The following is a 14,796-nucleotide window of genomic DNA, read 5'->3' on the forward strand; positions in this document are numbered from 1 at the left end:
TATGCTCGCGCAACGCAATTATCATATATGAGAACCTAATTTCTCGCATACGAGAATTTTTGAAATCTTTTCTGTCACGACGCGCCATGGCCGATTCGTCTCCCCGAAAGCGCTCGCTCGCGAAATCGCCGCGAAATACCGGCAGCCCGCCAGTCGACCACGGCGAGGTGGGACGGCGTTTGCGCGATGCGCGCAAGGCGCGGGGATGGACGTTGCGAGACCTGAGCGAGCAGTCGGGCATCGCGGTGTCGACCATCTCCAAGGCGGAGCGGGGCGACATCGCCCTCACCTACGACAAGTTCGGTGCGCTGGGGCGTGCATTGGGACTCGACTATGCGTCGATCTTCCGCGCAGGCCACGTGATGCCGGACACGGCAACGGCGCCGTCGTTCACCGCCGCCGGCACGCAACCCAACTACGAGACACCGAATTATCGCTACGGCATGATCGCCAGCGATCTGCCGCACAAGCGCATGGTGCCCATGCGGGCGCATATCAGGGCGCGACGCCTCGAGGACTTTCCCGATTACATTCGTCACGGCGGCGAGGAGTTCGTGTTCGTGCTGTCGGGCCGGTTGCGTCTGCAATTCGAGACCGGCGAGCGCTTCGATCTCTCGCCCGGCGACAGCCTCTATTTCGACAGCGGCGTGGGACACGTCTATCTGAGTCGCGATGAGCGCGGCGTCGATGCCATCGTGTGCTGCGTCGATACGGCGTCGCCCCGTGGGTCGGGCCCGGGCGATCTGTGACTCGCTGACGTCGAGCGCGTCGCGGGCAGCGCTCGCCGACCGCTCAGGCCAGTTGCCGGGAATGCCAGTCGGGGTCGTCGGCGTCCTGATGATCCGTCAGGATGTGCGCCGGCGCGACCACCACGCAATTCCTGCCGTTGGCCTTCGCGGCATATAGCGCCGCATCGGCACGCCCCATGACGGTCGCAAGCGTGTCGCCCTCGACAAAAGCATCGACGCCGGCGCTGAGCGTCGCCAGCGCATCGCGGCCGGGCACACAGGTGCCTGACGCGCCAACCATCGCACGTAGCCGGTCGACCACCCGCCCGGCCTCCTCCTTCGTTTCCGAGGGCAGCAACAGCGCAAACTCCTCGCCGCCGATGCGGCCAACGATGTCGGTGTCGCGCACGGCCCTGGAGATCACCGACGCCACGTGCGCCAGAGCGCGATCGCCCGCGGCATGTCCGTATCGGTCATTGATGCTCTTGAAATTGTCGATGTCAAGAATGGCGAGGGAAAACGTCGGGCCGCCGGCCGCTGCCGCCGCCGCGACCGCCTCGGCCCGCGCAATGAACGCGCGGCGTGCCAGCACACCGGTCAGGTCGTCGAACGTGGCCAGACGCTCCATACGGTCGGCCAGCCTGTCGTGCGCGAGCAACACCATGCCAACGGACAGACAGGGCAAGGTCAATGTGGCCATGCCGAGAAAGACGATGTTCAAGGGGGTCGGCTGGAGAAACTCGGTTTCGTTTGCCAGGCCGAATGCGTAGGCGAGTGCCCGGATTGCGTGGATCACCGCGCCCGAGATCGCGGCGATCGAGACGAAATAGTAGGCATACTTGGGTCGTCCCGCCGGGCGGAACGTCAGGACTTCCCAGCCGATCTGGAACCGGACATAGGCGATAAAGGCCGAGACCATCGCGCTGCGGGCGTTGACGTGCGGGGTGACGAACGTCCAGTAGACCAGCATGGCGAGGATGACGGCGAACGCGACATACTCGGCGGGCACGGACACGCGCGCCCCGAGGAATTGACGAAAGCCGCGCAAGCCGAGCATCGAGGCGATCATCAGCAGGCTGGTCGCGGTGACCACGACGGCATCGCTCTTGCCGGTCAGCAGCAGGGCCGCAACCAGCGCAAGCAGCCCGCTCGCGACGCACCACAGGCGGATACCCGGCACCTCCGCCTTGAACAACGAACCCAGCACCGCCACGCCCATGACACAGGACAAAATGGCGATGCTGAGAAAAACGGCCGGAATCGACATGAACGCCCAACGAGTAATTGATTTGGTAAACGGCCGTTCAAAGCAAACCTTTAAACCGCTCCCGGCCGTAGCCCCCGCCAACCGGCCTCCAGCGTCACGATAGCCTGCCCGGAGGGCTTGCGCAAAGATTTTCTTTGCCGCCCGCCCGGCAACCCGCTAGCCCCGCGCGACGTATCACATCACCCGGGCACGGCGCACTTCCGACAGATAAATCACGATCAGCGACACCCAGACAATGCCGTACATCAGCATGAAGCAGCTCGACCGGATCTTGAGAATATCGAGCAGCGCGCCGAACATGATCGGCAGCAGGAAACCGCCGAGACCGCCCGCCAGACCGACGATGCCGGTCACCACGCCGAGGTTCTCGGGAAACTCGTCGGCGACGTACTTGAATGTCGAGGCCATGCCGAATGCGAACACGGCGCCGAGAACGAACGCGAGCAGCACGAATGCCACGACCGTCACACTGATGTGGAAAGTCTGCGGCCCATCGATCGTATAAATGACGAAGTCGGTTTTCGGATACGACAACAGGAACAGGCAGATCCACGCGACCCACAGGCACCACCAGGTCACGGCGTGTGCGCCGAACTTGTCGGCAAGCACCCCGCCCACGGCGCGCAACACCGACCCGGGCAGCGAGAAACCCGCTGCCACGGCGGCGGCCATCACCACCGTCATGCCGTATTCGGCCTTCAGGTACTGCGGAATCCACAGCGAGAGCGCGGTGAAGCCGCCGAAGGTGATCGAATAGTATTGGCACAGCCGCCAGACGCGCACGTTCCCCAACACCTTGAACGACGCGAGAATCGAGCCCCCCTTCTTCCCTGCGCCCGGATCGGGGGCGGATGCCAGCCAGAAGATCACCGCGGTCACGATCAGCGCGAGCGCGTAGATGCGCGGCACCATGCGCCAGCCGTAGGCCGCCTGCAGACTCGGCGTGATGAACAGATTGACGGCGGCACCCACGGTACCGGCGCCGAAGAAGCCCATTGCGAAGCCACGCCGGGCCGGCGGGAAGAACCGGGCGACATAGGGCGTGCCCACCGCGAACGACGCCCCGACACACCCCAGGAACAGCCCGATGACGAGGAACTGCCACAACTGCGTGGCATAGCTCACAATGAATACCGGAATCGCGCATGCGACGAGCAGCACGGTCATCACGATGCGCCCGCCGAAACGATCGGTCCAGATGCCAAGCGGCAGACGCATCACGGCGCCCGTGAGCACGGGGGTCGCCGTGAGCAGGCCGAACTCCGTGCTGTTGAGCCCGAGGTCTTCGCGCAGTTGGATGCCCAACACCCCGAACATCATCCAGACCACGAAGCACACGAGAAACGCCAGCGTGCTGGCGAACAGCACCGAGTAGGCGCGTGCCCCCGGCGCCGGCGAGCCCTCGGTGAGCGTGGGTGCAGCGGCAACGCGTGCGGTGTCCATGCGGTCTCCTTTATTGGACCAGCGGCCCGTCGGCCGGCGCAAACGTCACGCCTTCGAGCTCGGCCTGCGAGGCAAGCAGCATCACGTACTGCCGCGTCGCGCGCAGTCGCACCTGCTCCGTGAGCATCGTGGCGATGTCGTCCTGCACCGCCTCGAACGGAATCTGCGTGCCGGGCACGCGATGATCGATGCGCACCAGGTGAAATCCGAAGCGCGTTTTGATCAGACGCGGCAATACGCCCGTCTCGTTCGTGCCGAAGATGGCTTGCGCAAACTCGGGAACGACGCTGTCGCGCTCGAGCTGTCCGAGGCTGCCGCCGACCTGTGCCGACGGACAGTTCGAACGTTCGCGCGCCATGGCCTCGAACCGATCGGGCGCCTTCAGTATGTCGTTCAGGGTCTCTTCCGCCTTGGCGCGCACCAGCGCGAGCGGCGCACGCCCCGTCACGCCGAACAGGATGTGGCTGGCATGGACGAGTTCGCCGCTCGTGAAACGCTCCGGGTGCTGGTCGTAGTAACGGCGCGATTCCTCGACGCTCGCCACCGGCGTCACGACATCCTTGGCGAAGACCGCATCGGCCATGGCATCGGGCAGCCCGGGGTCGAACGTCAGGCCCAGCTCGAGCGCGCGCTGACGCAGCAGTTCGCGAATGGCGAGCGCGTAGCGAGCGGTCTGCTCGACCCCGGATGGCAAATCTTCCCCCGCAGCCGGTGACGCATCGGCGAGCTCGGCCATGGCCTCGTCGATGGCCAGCGGAGGTATCTCGACGCCGTTCACGCGCAGCGGCGCGCGGGCGTCTGCCGTCACAGTTTGCATGGTAAGCGCTCCTGGTGTGATGACGTGTCGCGAATGGCGCGCTCAGCGCTTGCGCACCAATTGGTAAGGACGAATGAGATACACGACCGACGCCAGGCCGCTCCAGATATGGACCATGCGCGTGAATGGCGATACCAGGAAAATGGTGAAGCCAAGCGCGATATGCGCCCGATAGGTCAGCGGCACGCCGTCGAGCAGCGCGGCAACGCCCGGCTGGAACGTGACGATGCCCTTCACGTAATCGGTCAGTTGCTCGAACATGGCGCCGTCCATGTGCCGCATCGAAAGCAGCACCGTGCCCAGCCCGAGGGCAAGCTGGAACCAGAGCATGAACACGATCACGATGTCCCAGGTGCGGCTCGTGGCCCGCACACGCGGCGTGCCGATGCGCCGCAGGATGAGGATCGTCAGGCCGATGATCGCCACAACGCCCGCCGCGCCGCCACCGACCATCGCCAGCAACTGGTGCCGCGAGGCGGTCAGGAAAGGCGAAACCAGCCAGTGCGGCGCGAGGAAACCGACGAAGTGTCCGGCCACGACCACCAGAATGCCCCAGTGGAACATGTTGCTGCCCAGACGCAGCATGCCGTGCTTGAGCAACTGCGACGAGTCGCTCTTCCACGAGTACTGCTCGCGGTCGAAGCGAATCAGACTGCCCACGAGCAGCACCGTCAGACAGATGTACGGATAGATGCCGAAGACGAACTGATGAACGAAAGCTTGCATGGTCACACTCCTTGCTTTCCGGACTCAGCGCCCGGGACGGCGCGCGTAGAACTGGATCGGCTCGCCAACCGTGTTGCCCTGGGTTCCGGGATGCCCCGCGCCCATGAAGCGCACCGGGGCGTCCTGGTAGCTGGCATCGATGGCCTCGTAGTCCTTCGCCTGGGGAATCAGCGCGGCATCGTCCACGTGGGCGGGGGACGCCTGCGTCTCGCGCTGCATCGACGCCCCCGCGAGGCACAGCAGCGCCCGCGTGATCGCCGCGTACGGCGAGCCCTGCCTGGCAAGCCCGGCGTCGATCGCCTGCAACAAATGTTCGATGTCCTTCAACCGCACCGCGGCTTCGGATGCCGGCAACACCGACACATACTCGAGAAACGCCGGCAGATAGTCGGGCAGCTCGCCGGGCGCAAGATAGATGCCGCTGCGCTCGTACGTCTGCATGAGGTCCACCATCGCCTGCCCCCGGTCGCGCGACTCGCCGTAGACGTGCTCGAACAGGTAAAGCGATGTCGCACGCCCCCGGTCGAACTGCGCCACGTAGTTCTCCTGCAGCGTAAGCAGGTCGCGCTCGCGCCAATAGGCGAAAAAGCCCGTCAGATCCCGGCGTGCGGCGCCATCGATACGGGCTGCGCCGAGCAGCGTGTGTTCGATCTCGGAAAGCGCCTCGCTCACCTCGTCGGCCGGGTAATGCAGCAGCGCGCCCAGCAACCGGCACGGCACGCCCGGTGTGATGTCGGATGCGGACATGTCAAATCTCCTGGATCGGGATGGTCCGCTGTTGCTTCTTGACCGGGTTGAAGAGATTGCCCGTGTCGTTTCCGGGCGAGCAGCCGTTGCCGAACGAGAAGCCGCACTCCGAGTGCAGCTCGAACGCGTTTTCCGCATACTCTCGATGTGCTGTCGGAATGACGAACCGGTCTTCGTAGTTGGCAATCGCGAGATACCGGTACATCGACTCGACCTGCGCCACGCTCAGCGCCGCCTGGCGAAGGACGTCGTCGGCCTGCACGCCATCGACATGGCGGGCACGCATGAACGCCCGCATGGCGAGCAGCCGCTCCAGCGCGAGCTTGACCGGCGCTTCATCGCCGGCCGTCAGCAGGTTGGCGAGGTAACGCAGCGGAATGCGCAGCGACCCGACGTCGGGCAGTGAGCCGTTCATGCCCAGATCGCCGCTGTTGGCGGCCGCGTTGATCGGCGAGAGCGGCGGGACGTACCAGACCATGGGCAGCGTGCGATATTCCGGATGCAGCGGGAATGCGATGCGCCAGTCGACCGCCATCTTGTACACCGGCGAGGCCTTCGCGCCCTCGATCCACGCTTCCGGCACGCCGTCGAGCCGCGCCTGTGCAATGACGGCCGGATCGTTCGGGTCGAGGAAGACCGACAACTGCGCCGCGTAGAGATCCTTCTCGTCGGCAACGCCCGCGGCCTCGCTGATCCGGTCCGCGTCGTAAAGCAACACGCCGAGATAGCGAATCCGGCCGACGCAGGTCTCCGAACACACGGTCGGCTGCCCCGCCTCGATGCGCGGGTAGCAGAAGATGCACTTCTCCGCCTTGCCACTGTGCCAGTTGTAATAAATCTTCTTGTACGGGCAGCCGGAGACGCACATGCGCCAACCCCGGCACTTGTCCTGGTCGACGAGCACGATGCCGTCTTCCTCTCGCTTGTAAATCGAGCCCGATGGGCACGACGCGACGCACGCCGGGTTCAGGCAGTGCTCGCACAGGCGTGGCAAGTACATCATGAAGGTGTTCTCGAACTGCCCGTAGATGTCCTTCTGCACAGCCTCGAAGTTGTAGTCCTGAGAGCGCTTGGCGAACTCCCCGCCAAGAATCTCCTCCCAGTTCGGCCCCCACTCGATCTTTTCCATGCGCTCGCCGGTTACCAGCGAGCGCGGCCGGGCGACCGGCATGGCCTTCGCGTCGGAGGCGGTTTGCAGGTGCGCGTAGTCGTACGTGAACGGCTCGTAGTAGTCGTCGATTTCCGGCAAGTGCGGGTTGGCGAAAATGCTCGCCAGCAACTTCAGCTTGCCGCCCTGCAGCGGTTCGAGCTTGCCGTTGGCCTTGCGCGTCCAGCCCCCGCGCCAGCGCTTCTGGTTCTCCCAGTCCTTGGGATAGCCGATACCGGGTTTGGTCTCCACGTTGTTGAACCACGCGTACTCCATGCCTTCGCGGCTGGTCCACACGTTCTTGCACGTGATCGAACAGGTGTGACAGCCGATGCACTTGTCCAGATTCAGCACCATCGCAATCTGTGCGCGAACTTTCATTGGCGTTCTCCGGTCGGGGGCACAAGCACCTGGTCGGCGGTATCGTCGAGCCAGTCGATACGACTCATCTTGCGCACTACCAGGAACTCGTCGCGGTTCGAGCCGACGGTGCCGTAGTAGTTGAATCCATACGAAAGCTGGGCGTAGCCGCCAATCATGTGCGTCGGCTTGACGCTGATGCGGGTTACCGAGTTGTGAATCCCGCCACGCGTGCCAGTGATTTCCGAGCCCGGTGTGTTCACGATCTTCTCCTGGGCGTGGTACATCATCACCGCCCCGCTCGGGATACGCTGGCTGACCACCGCGCGGGCACACAGCGCGCCGTTCGCGTTGAAACATTCGATCCAGTCGTTGTCGACGATGTCGAGATCGCGCGCGTCGTCCTCGGACATCCACACGATCGGACCACCGCGCGACATGGTCAGCATCAACAGATTGTCGGTGTAGGTGCTGTGAATGCCCCACTTCTGGTGCGGTGTGAGGAAGTTGAGCACTTTCTCCCGGTTGCCGTTGCCACGCTGGTTGAGCATGTGCGCATAACTGCCGGTATCGATCGGCGGCTTGTAGACGCACAGCGACTCGCCGAACGCCCGCATCCACGGATGGTCCTGATACAGCTGCTGGCGTCCGCTGAGCGTGCGCCAAGGCACGAGTTCGTGCACGTTGACGTAGCCGGCGTTGTACGAGACGTGTTCCGACTCGATCCCGCTCCACGTCGGAGACGAGATGATCTTGCGCGGCTGTGCCTGGATGTCCCGGAACCGGATCTTCTCGTCGGCGCGCGCCTGCGCCAGGTGATCGTGCGGCAGGCCGGTCGCCTTGGACAGCGCCTGCCACGCGCGCACCGCGACCTCCCCGTTGGTCTCCGGAGCCAGCGTGAGAATGACCTCGGCCGCGTCGAGCGCCGAATCGATGCGCGGACGACCCTGCGACACCCCTGGCTCGTCCACCTTGTAGTTGAGTTGTCCCAACAGGTCGACCTCGTCGTGGGTCTGCCAGCTGATCCCCTTGCCGCCGTTGCCGATCTTGTCCATCAGCGGCCCGAGCGAGGTGAACTTCCTGTAGGTGTTCGGGTAGTCGCGCTTGACGACCACCACGCCCTGAGCGGTCTTGCCCGGCACCGGCTCGCATTGCCCAGCACCCCAGTCCTTCACGTCGTAAGGTTGCGCCAGCTCGCCGGGGGCGTCGTGGGCGATCGGCGTGAGCACCACGTCGGTCTCATCCCCGAGGTGACCTTCGCACAGTTCGGAGAAGCGCCTGGCGATGCCCTTGAAAATGTCCCAGTCGCTACGCGCCTGCCACGCAGGGTCGACGGCTGCCGACAGCGGATGAATGAACGGATGCATGTCGGACGTATTCAGATCGTCCTTCTCGTACCACGTGGCGGTCGGCAGCACGATGTCGGAGTACATGCAGGTCGTCGACATCCGGAAGTCCAGTGTCACGAGCAGGTCGAGCTTGCCCTTGGGCGCCTCGTCGCGCCATTTCACTTCCTCGGGGCGCGCAGCGTGCTGCTTGCCGATGTCCTCGCCCTGCACGCCATGCGTGGTGCCCAGCAAATGCTTCAGGAAGTACTCGTGCCCCTTGCCCGATGAGCCCAGCAGGTTCGAGCGCCATACGAACAGGTTTCGTGGGAAGTTGTCCGGATGATCGGGATCGGTACACGACATGCGTAGCGACCCGTCCTTGAGCGCGTTGGCCACCTGCTGAGCGGCGTTCGCCGGATCGGGGAGCGAGCGGCCCACGTCGAGCGGATTGGTCTGCAACTGCGGTGCGGTGGGCAACCACCCCATGCGCTCGGCGCGCACGTTGTAGTCGATGGGCCGGCCGTGGAACGGCGTCTTGTCGGCCAGCGGCGAGAGCAGCCCGGACGGGTCGCTGTTGTCATAGCGCCACTGATCCGTATGGGAGTAAAAGTACGACGTCGCGTTCATCTGGCGCGGCGGGCGGTGCCAGTCCAGACCGAATGCGAGCGGCGTCCAGCCGGTTTGCGGACGCAGCTTCTCCTGCCCCACGTAATGCGACCAGCCCCCGCCCGACTTGCCGATGCATCCGCACATCACCAGCATGTTGATGATGGCGCGGTACGACATGTCCATGTGGAACCAATGGTTGATCCCGGCGCCAATGATGACCATCGACTTGCCTTGCGTCTTGTGTGCGTTCTCGGCGAACTGGCGGGCCACGGAAATCACGTCCTCGCGCTTCACACCGGTAATCGCTTCCTGCCACGCCGGGGTGTACGGCACATCGTCGTCGTAGGTGTGCGCAATGTGCTCGCCCCCCAACCCCTGGTCGAGACCGTAGTTGGCGATGAACAGATCGTAGACGGTGGCGACGAGCACCTCCCCATCGTTCGTCTTCACGCGACGCACGCCCACATTGCGACGCTGCGTCGACGCGTGCGACGTGCAGGTAAAGTGCGCCTGCGGTTGATTGCCGAAGTACGGAAACAGCACGGGCACGACCTCATCGTGGCCCTCGACCAGCGACAGCCGGGGCTTGATGGCCTGGCCGTCCGGGCCCTCCTCGCGCAGGTTCCACTTGCCCTGATTCGGCGCGTCGCCCTGCGACCAACGATAGCCGATCGACCCGACCGGCGCCACGAAATCGCCGCTCAGGTCGTCGATCACCACTGTCTTCCAGTCGGCGTTGTGTGGCTGGCCCAGCGCGCCGTCGAAGTCCGCCGCGCGCAACTGGCGCTCGGGCACGTAACCGTCGCCATGCGGCACCATGCGCACCAGGCACGGCATGTCGGTGAAGCGGCGGCAGTAGTCGATGAAGTAATCGCTCTTGCCGGCCAGGTGGAATTCGTTGAGGATCACGTGCCCCATCGCGAGGGCCAGTGCGGCGTCGGTCCCCTGCTTCGGGTGAAGCCACAGGTCGCCGAACTTCGCCCCTTCCGCGTAGTCCGGAAATATCGACACGATCTTCGTGCCCTTGTAGCGCACTTCCGTCATGAAGTGAGCGTCGGGCGTGCGCGTTTGCGGCACGTTGGAGCCCCACATCACGATGAATGTCGAGTTGTACCAATCGGCCGACTCGGGCACGTCGGTCTGCTCGCCCCAGGTTTGCGGCGAGGCCGGAGGCAAATCGCAATACCAGTCGTAAAAGCTCAGGCACACGCCACCGATGAGCGAGAGATAGCGCGCGCCGGCGGCGTAGGACACCATCGACATGGCGGGAATCGGCGAGAAGCCGGTGATGCGATCGGGGCCGTAACGCTTGACCGTGTAGACGTTCGCCGCCGCCACGATCTCGTTGACTTCGTCCCAGGAGGCGCGCACGAAGCCGCCCAGGCCACGACGCGTCTGATAAGCGCGGCGTGCGGTGTCGTCCTGGACGATCGATGCCCACGCGTCGACCGGTGCGAGCGACTTGCGCGCTTCGCGCCAGCGCGACACGAGCGCGCTGCGAACGAGCGGATACTTGAGCCGGTTGGCACTGTAGAGGTACCACGAGTACGACGCGCCGCGCGAGCAGCCGCGCGGCTCGTGGTTCGGCATGTCGGGACGGGTGCGGGGGTAGTCGGTCTGCTGGGTTTCCCAGGTGACGATGCCCCCTTTGACATACACCTTCCAGGAGCAGGACCCGGTGCAATTCACGCCGTGCGTGGAGCGCACGATCTTGTCGAATTGCCAACGTTGACGATAAGCGTCCTCCCAACGTCGGTCTTCGTCTGTCGTGGCGCCGTGCCCCTCGGAGAACTGCGGTCGCGACGAAGTGAAAAAACGAAGACGGTCAACGAAGTGACTCATGGCGTTTCCCTGGCTTTGGGCCGGTACACACGGGCACCGGCGGGCGAGCGAAAGCAGGAACGCCAACGTTTCCAATATTCCGGGGGGCGGTTCCCGCTGACTTTATGGTAACGACTGCGCAGTCGGGTCTTCGATTACGGAGCGATTATTGCCTTTCGCCAATGTCATGTAAAGCGCGTCTAACCGAAGGTTTGCGCTTGCTCAACATGTTTCGATATTTCACGTAGTGCTATGTATGCGAAGCCCCGCCCCGCCTGGCTTTCGGAGGTGTTGCGACATGGCGTGAGAGCCTCGTCACACCCATGGGCATCTGCCGCACCGTCTTCAATTTCGCACCGCTATATCCGTAAAGTCACAACGCATTCGTGTGCAACTACGACGATGCCTGTTGCGCACGATGCGTCGGATCGATACGAGCGTTGAATTGAAGGCGTCGGTATTTTTCTGACGTGAAATTTCGTGTTTGCGGACATCGCCACATGCGGCAACGGGTTACGGTGCTATGTGCGGCGCGACAACACATCGTCGCGGGGACCGGCGTCCACGACGCGCCCGCTCTCCATCACCACGATGGTGTCGAAGCGCGACAGAAGGCTCGGCCGGTGTACCGAGGCCACGATACATGCGCTCGGAAACGCCTCATACATGCGCTCGAACACACGGGCCTCGGCCGCGGGATCGAGGGCACTGGTCGGCTCGTCGAGCAGCAGCAGCGAACTGCCTTGCGCAGCCAGCGCGCCGCGCGCCAGCGCGAGCCGCTGCCGCTGTCCGCCGGAGAGGTTGCCGCCGCGCTCGTTGAGTGCGCTCGCGAGGCCGTCCGGCAAGCCGGCGAGCACCTCGTCGAAAGCACCGGCGTGCACGGCGTCGTGCAGTGACTTCGCATCGGCCGCCTCGCCGAACGTGAGGTTTTCTTCAACGCTCGCCTCGAACACCTCCGCCTCCTGCGGAATCAGGGTGGCCAGCGTGCGCAACGCCGCGAAGTCGATCGCCTTGCCGTCGCGCATCAGCGTGCCGTGCTGGGGGAGATACAGGCCCGCCAGCGTGCGCAGCAAGGTGCTCTTTCCACCGCCGCTGGGGCCGATAAGGGCAACGCGTGCGCCGCGCCGCAATGTCAGGTCGACGTCGCGCAGTCCTCCGCGCGCGTCGTCGGTGTATCGCCACGTCACGCCGCGAAGCGACAGCGTGTCCCATGGCGAGTCCGGCGTGACGGCGAGCACCGCGGCGTCCGGATCGCCCGGCGCATCCCAGATCGGTTCGGCGCTGCCGTAGTCGGTATGCATGCGCGCGAAGCTCTGGAAGTTCGACGCCATTGCCCCGACGACCGTCGCGGCCTGTTGGGCGTACTGGTAGATCATGAACACGGTACCGAGCATGACGGCCTGCCCCGGTTCACGCGATTGCAGCACGTAGACGATCACGAGAATCCAGGTCAGCCCCATGCCGAGGATGTCGACGGCGAACCACTTGCCCTCGTTGACCGTGACGGTACGCCGCAGCGGCGCCATGACCGCCTCCATGCGGCGCCCGAGCACCTTGCGCGATGCCGCCTGCAGACGCAGGCCAATCACGGTACCCGCGTTTCCGACGAAGTCGAGCAGCGCGGCGGCATATCGTCGCTCGGCGTCGTTCTCCGCCCGGGCGAGCTGCATCAGCACGCGGTCGAATCGAAGAATGATGACGGCGATGACCACATAGCCGGTTACTGCAATCACACCGCTCGTGCGCGAGAGCAAAGCCAGCGCGACCAGCGGCCCGACGAAGTTGAGTGCGCTTTGCAGATAGCCGAACTGGTTCTGCGCGAAGTCGGACAACGCGCGGCTTGCCTGCACCACACGATGCTGAAGCTCGCCGGAGTGGCGGCCGTCGCGCCACGCCAGCGGTGCGGCGGCAATGCGCGCATACAGCTGATCCGCGAGCCGCACGCGCACACGTACGCCCACGTTGCGCTCGAGAATCCGCCCGGGGCCGTGCAACAGCCACGACAGCAGATAGATGCCGACGAGATAGCCGATCCAACGACCCGCCGTCGACATGTTGCCCTGCTGAAGCGCATTGATGGCCTGCGCCGCGAGCCACGGCATCGTAAGCCGCAACAACTGGGCGAGCGACAGCAGGCCGGCGGCGCCCAACAGGTGAATTCTTACGCCTTGCGCATGGCGCCACAACGCGCGGTAAAGGTCGCTCGCTGCAGTGCCGAGCCCGATGGCTCGCGCGCGCGCGGGGGATTCAGACGCCGTCATGCGTTCATCGCTCCTCGGGTTGTCTTGCCGTCCTGACGCCCTCCTCGCGCACCGCCACGCGGCGGCGCGTGGCCGGGCTTCGCGCGCACCATCGCGCAAGGGATTGGGCGCGGGAGGGACCAATATAGGGGAAAACGGTTCAGGCGTCCTGCCCGAGAACCGCGACGAATCATATACGCGCCGGCAACGGATAACGGCGGGACTTCACGCTCGCGTCACTGCACAACGGCTATGCTTACGGAATTTCGTCTTCTGCGGAATACGCGTCGCCCCCTTGAAATCGAAAATCGAAACCATTGCCGGCGATCCGGCGGCAAAGACGCGCCACGCCTGGGAGGTGTTGCGCGTATTCCTCATGCTCGGCCTGACGAGCTTTGGCGGGCCGGTCGCACACATCGGCTACTTCCGCCGTGAATTCGTGGAGCGACGCCGCTGGCTGGACGATACCGCGTTTGGCGATCTGGTGGGCCTGTGCCAGTTCCTGCCGGGACCGGCGAGCAGCCAGGTCGGCTTCTCCATCGGATTGCTGCGTGCGGGCTGGCTGGGCGGCGTCGCGGCCTGGTGCGGATTCACGCTGCCGTCGGTAGTGCTGCTGCTCGCGTTCGCGATCGTGGCGCCGCATCTCGGCGGGCCCATCGGCAACGGCGTGTTGCACGGACTCAAACTCGTCGCCGTGGCCGTCGTGGCACAAGCGGTCTGGGATATGGCGCGACGCCTCTGCCCCGACACGCGCCGGGCGGGCATCGCCCTGGCCGCCCTCGTCCTGCTCGCCCTGACGACAACGGTCTACGCGCAACTGATGGTCATCGGCCTCGGGGCGTTGCTGGGGCTCTGGTTGCTACGCTCGCGCGAGCTGACCGCGCCATTGCCATTGCCCGCCACGATCGAATTTCGCATCTCGCGAGCGAGCGGCGCTGGCGCGCTCCTGCTTTTCTGCGCCCTGCTGGCCGGGCTGCCGGCCCTGCAACAGTTCGTGGGCGGACGCATGCTCGCGATCTTCGACGGGTTTTACCGTTCCGGGGCGCTGGTGTTCGGGGGCGGGCACGTCGTGTTGCCGCTGCTCCAGGCGCAGACGGTGACCACGGGATGGGTGTCGCCGAACGACTTTCTCGCGGGTTACGGTGCGGCGCAGGCCGTTCCCGGGCCACTGTTCACGTTTGCCGCCTATCTCGGCTGGCTCTCGGGCGGCCCCGCGCATTCCGTGCTGGGTGCCACGCTCGCGACGATGGCGATCTTCCTGCCCGGGCTGTTGCTCGTCGTTGCCGCGCTGCCGCATTGGCAGGCATTGCGGCAGCGCGCGTCGACGGCCGCGATGCTCGCGGGCGTGAATGCCGCGGTGGTCGGGATTCTGGCTTCGGCGTTGTACTCGCCCGTATGGACGAGCGCCGTGCATGGCGCCGCCGATTTCGCCGTGGCGGCGGTCGCGTTCGCTCTGCTGGTCCGGTGGAAAGCCCCGCCGCTCGCCGTGGTGGCGATGTGCGCGCTGGCGGGCGCGACGGGGCTTGCCTGACGGGCCAGCTTGCCCGTCGTGGACTGCCGAAC

General features: G+C 65.0%; 10 protein-coding genes. 2 read left to right on the forward strand and 8 right to left on the reverse strand.

The genetic code is table 11. The annotated features are described in order from the left end of the window. Positions 1-86 precede the first annotated feature (86 nt). On the forward strand, positions 87-749 hold the full coding sequence (locus PMO31116_RS01300; RefSeq protein WP_150565107.1) for a helix-turn-helix domain-containing protein: 663 nt from the start codon (positions 87-89) through the stop codon (positions 747-749). A gap of 43 nt (positions 750-792) precedes the next feature. On the opposite strand, the gene PMO31116_RS01305 is transcribed toward PMO31116_RS01300, so the two are convergent. From PMO31116_RS01305 to PMO31116_RS01340, 8 genes are all read right to left on the reverse strand, one after another. Then, on the reverse strand, positions 793-1,995 hold the full coding sequence (locus PMO31116_RS01305; protein WP_150565108.1) for a GGDEF domain-containing protein: 1,203 nt from the start codon (positions 1,993-1,995) through the stop codon (positions 793-795). A gap of 174 nt (positions 1,996-2,169) precedes the next feature. Beyond that, positions 2,170-3,438 (reverse strand): MFS transporter, encoded by a 1,269-nt coding sequence (locus tag PMO31116_RS01310; protein WP_150565109.1) that lies wholly within the window; start codon positions 3,436-3,438, stop codon positions 2,170-2,172. Positions 3,439-3,448: 10 nt separating this feature from the next. Continuing rightward, positions 3,449-4,255, reverse strand: a complete 807-nt coding sequence (locus tag PMO31116_RS01315; RefSeq protein WP_150565110.1) for a peptidylprolyl isomerase — start codon at positions 4,253-4,255, stop codon at positions 3,449-3,451. Positions 4,256-4,297: 42 nt separating this feature from the next. Beyond that, a complete protein-coding gene (gene narI / locus PMO31116_RS01320) occupies positions 4,298-4,981 on the reverse strand; it encodes a respiratory nitrate reductase subunit gamma (RefSeq protein ID WP_150565111.1) in 684 nt (227 codons plus the stop codon). Between the two features lie 24 nt (positions 4,982-5,005). Further along, a complete protein-coding gene (narJ, locus tag PMO31116_RS01325; protein ID WP_150565112.1) occupies positions 5,006-5,728 on the reverse strand; it encodes a nitrate reductase molybdenum cofactor assembly chaperone in 723 nt (240 codons plus the stop codon). 1 nt (position 5,729) lies between these two features. Continuing rightward, complete coding sequence (gene narH, locus PMO31116_RS01330) at positions 5,730-7,256, reverse strand: nitrate reductase subunit beta (RefSeq protein ID WP_150565113.1); 1,527 nt, start codon at positions 7,254-7,256, stop codon at positions 5,730-5,732. Next, on the reverse strand, positions 7,253-11,014 hold the full coding sequence (locus PMO31116_RS01335; protein WP_150565114.1) for a nitrate reductase subunit alpha: 3,762 nt from the start codon (positions 11,012-11,014) through the stop codon (positions 7,253-7,255). The genes narH and PMO31116_RS01335 overlap by 4 nt, the downstream gene beginning before the upstream one ends. Before the next feature lie 500 nt (positions 11,015-11,514). Continuing rightward, positions 11,515-13,254, reverse strand: coding sequence for an ATP-binding cassette domain-containing protein (locus PMO31116_RS01340; RefSeq protein ID WP_150565115.1), 1,740 nt, complete (start codon positions 13,252-13,254; stop codon positions 11,515-11,517). 355 nt (positions 13,255-13,609) lie between these two features. On the opposite strand from PMO31116_RS01340, the gene chrA reads away from it, so the two are divergent. Continuing rightward, positions 13,610-14,764 (forward strand): chromate efflux transporter, encoded by a 1,155-nt coding sequence (gene chrA, locus PMO31116_RS01345; protein ID WP_246185126.1) that lies wholly within the window; start codon positions 13,610-13,612, stop codon positions 14,762-14,764. The last annotated feature ends 32 nt before the right edge of the window (positions 14,765-14,796 follow it).

The sequence above is a fragment of the Pandoraea morbifera genome (assembly GCF_902459575.1).
Taxonomy (GTDB): domain Bacteria; phylum Pseudomonadota; class Gammaproteobacteria; order Burkholderiales; family Burkholderiaceae; genus Pandoraea; species Pandoraea morbifera.

Excerpts from the sequence above, each read along its gene's own strand:
- PMO31116_RS01300 (WP_150565107.1), top strand. The coding sequence starts at position 87 with ATGGCCGATTCGTCTCCCCGAAAGCGCTCGCTCGCGAAATCGCCGCGA.
- PMO31116_RS01305 (WP_150565108.1), bottom strand. The coding sequence starts at position 1,995 with ATGTCGATTCCGGCCGTTTTTCTCAGCATCGCCATTTTGTCCTGTGTC.
- PMO31116_RS01310 (WP_150565109.1), bottom strand. The coding sequence starts at position 3,438 with ATGGACACCGCACGCGTTGCCGCTGCACCCACGCTCACCGAGGGCTCG.
- PMO31116_RS01315 (WP_150565110.1), bottom strand. The coding sequence starts at position 4,255 with ATGCAAACTGTGACGGCAGACGCCCGCGCGCCGCTGCGCGTGAACGGC.
- narI (WP_150565111.1), bottom strand. The coding sequence starts at position 4,981 with ATGCAAGCTTTCGTTCATCAGTTCGTCTTCGGCATCTATCCGTACATC.
- narJ (WP_150565112.1), bottom strand. The coding sequence starts at position 5,728 with ATGTCCGCATCCGACATCACACCGGGCGTGCCGTGCCGGTTGCTGGGC.
- narH (WP_150565113.1), bottom strand. The coding sequence starts at position 7,256 with ATGAAAGTTCGCGCACAGATTGCGATGGTGCTGAATCTGGACAAGTGC.
- PMO31116_RS01335 (WP_150565114.1), bottom strand. The coding sequence starts at position 11,014 with ATGAGTCACTTCGTTGACCGTCTTCGTTTTTTCACTTCGTCGCGACCG.
- PMO31116_RS01340 (WP_150565115.1), bottom strand. The coding sequence starts at position 13,254 with ATGACGGCGTCTGAATCCCCCGCGCGCGCGCGAGCCATCGGGCTCGGC.
- chrA (WP_246185126.1), top strand. The coding sequence starts at position 13,610 with ATGCTCGGCCTGACGAGCTTTGGCGGGCCGGTCGCACACATCGGCTAC.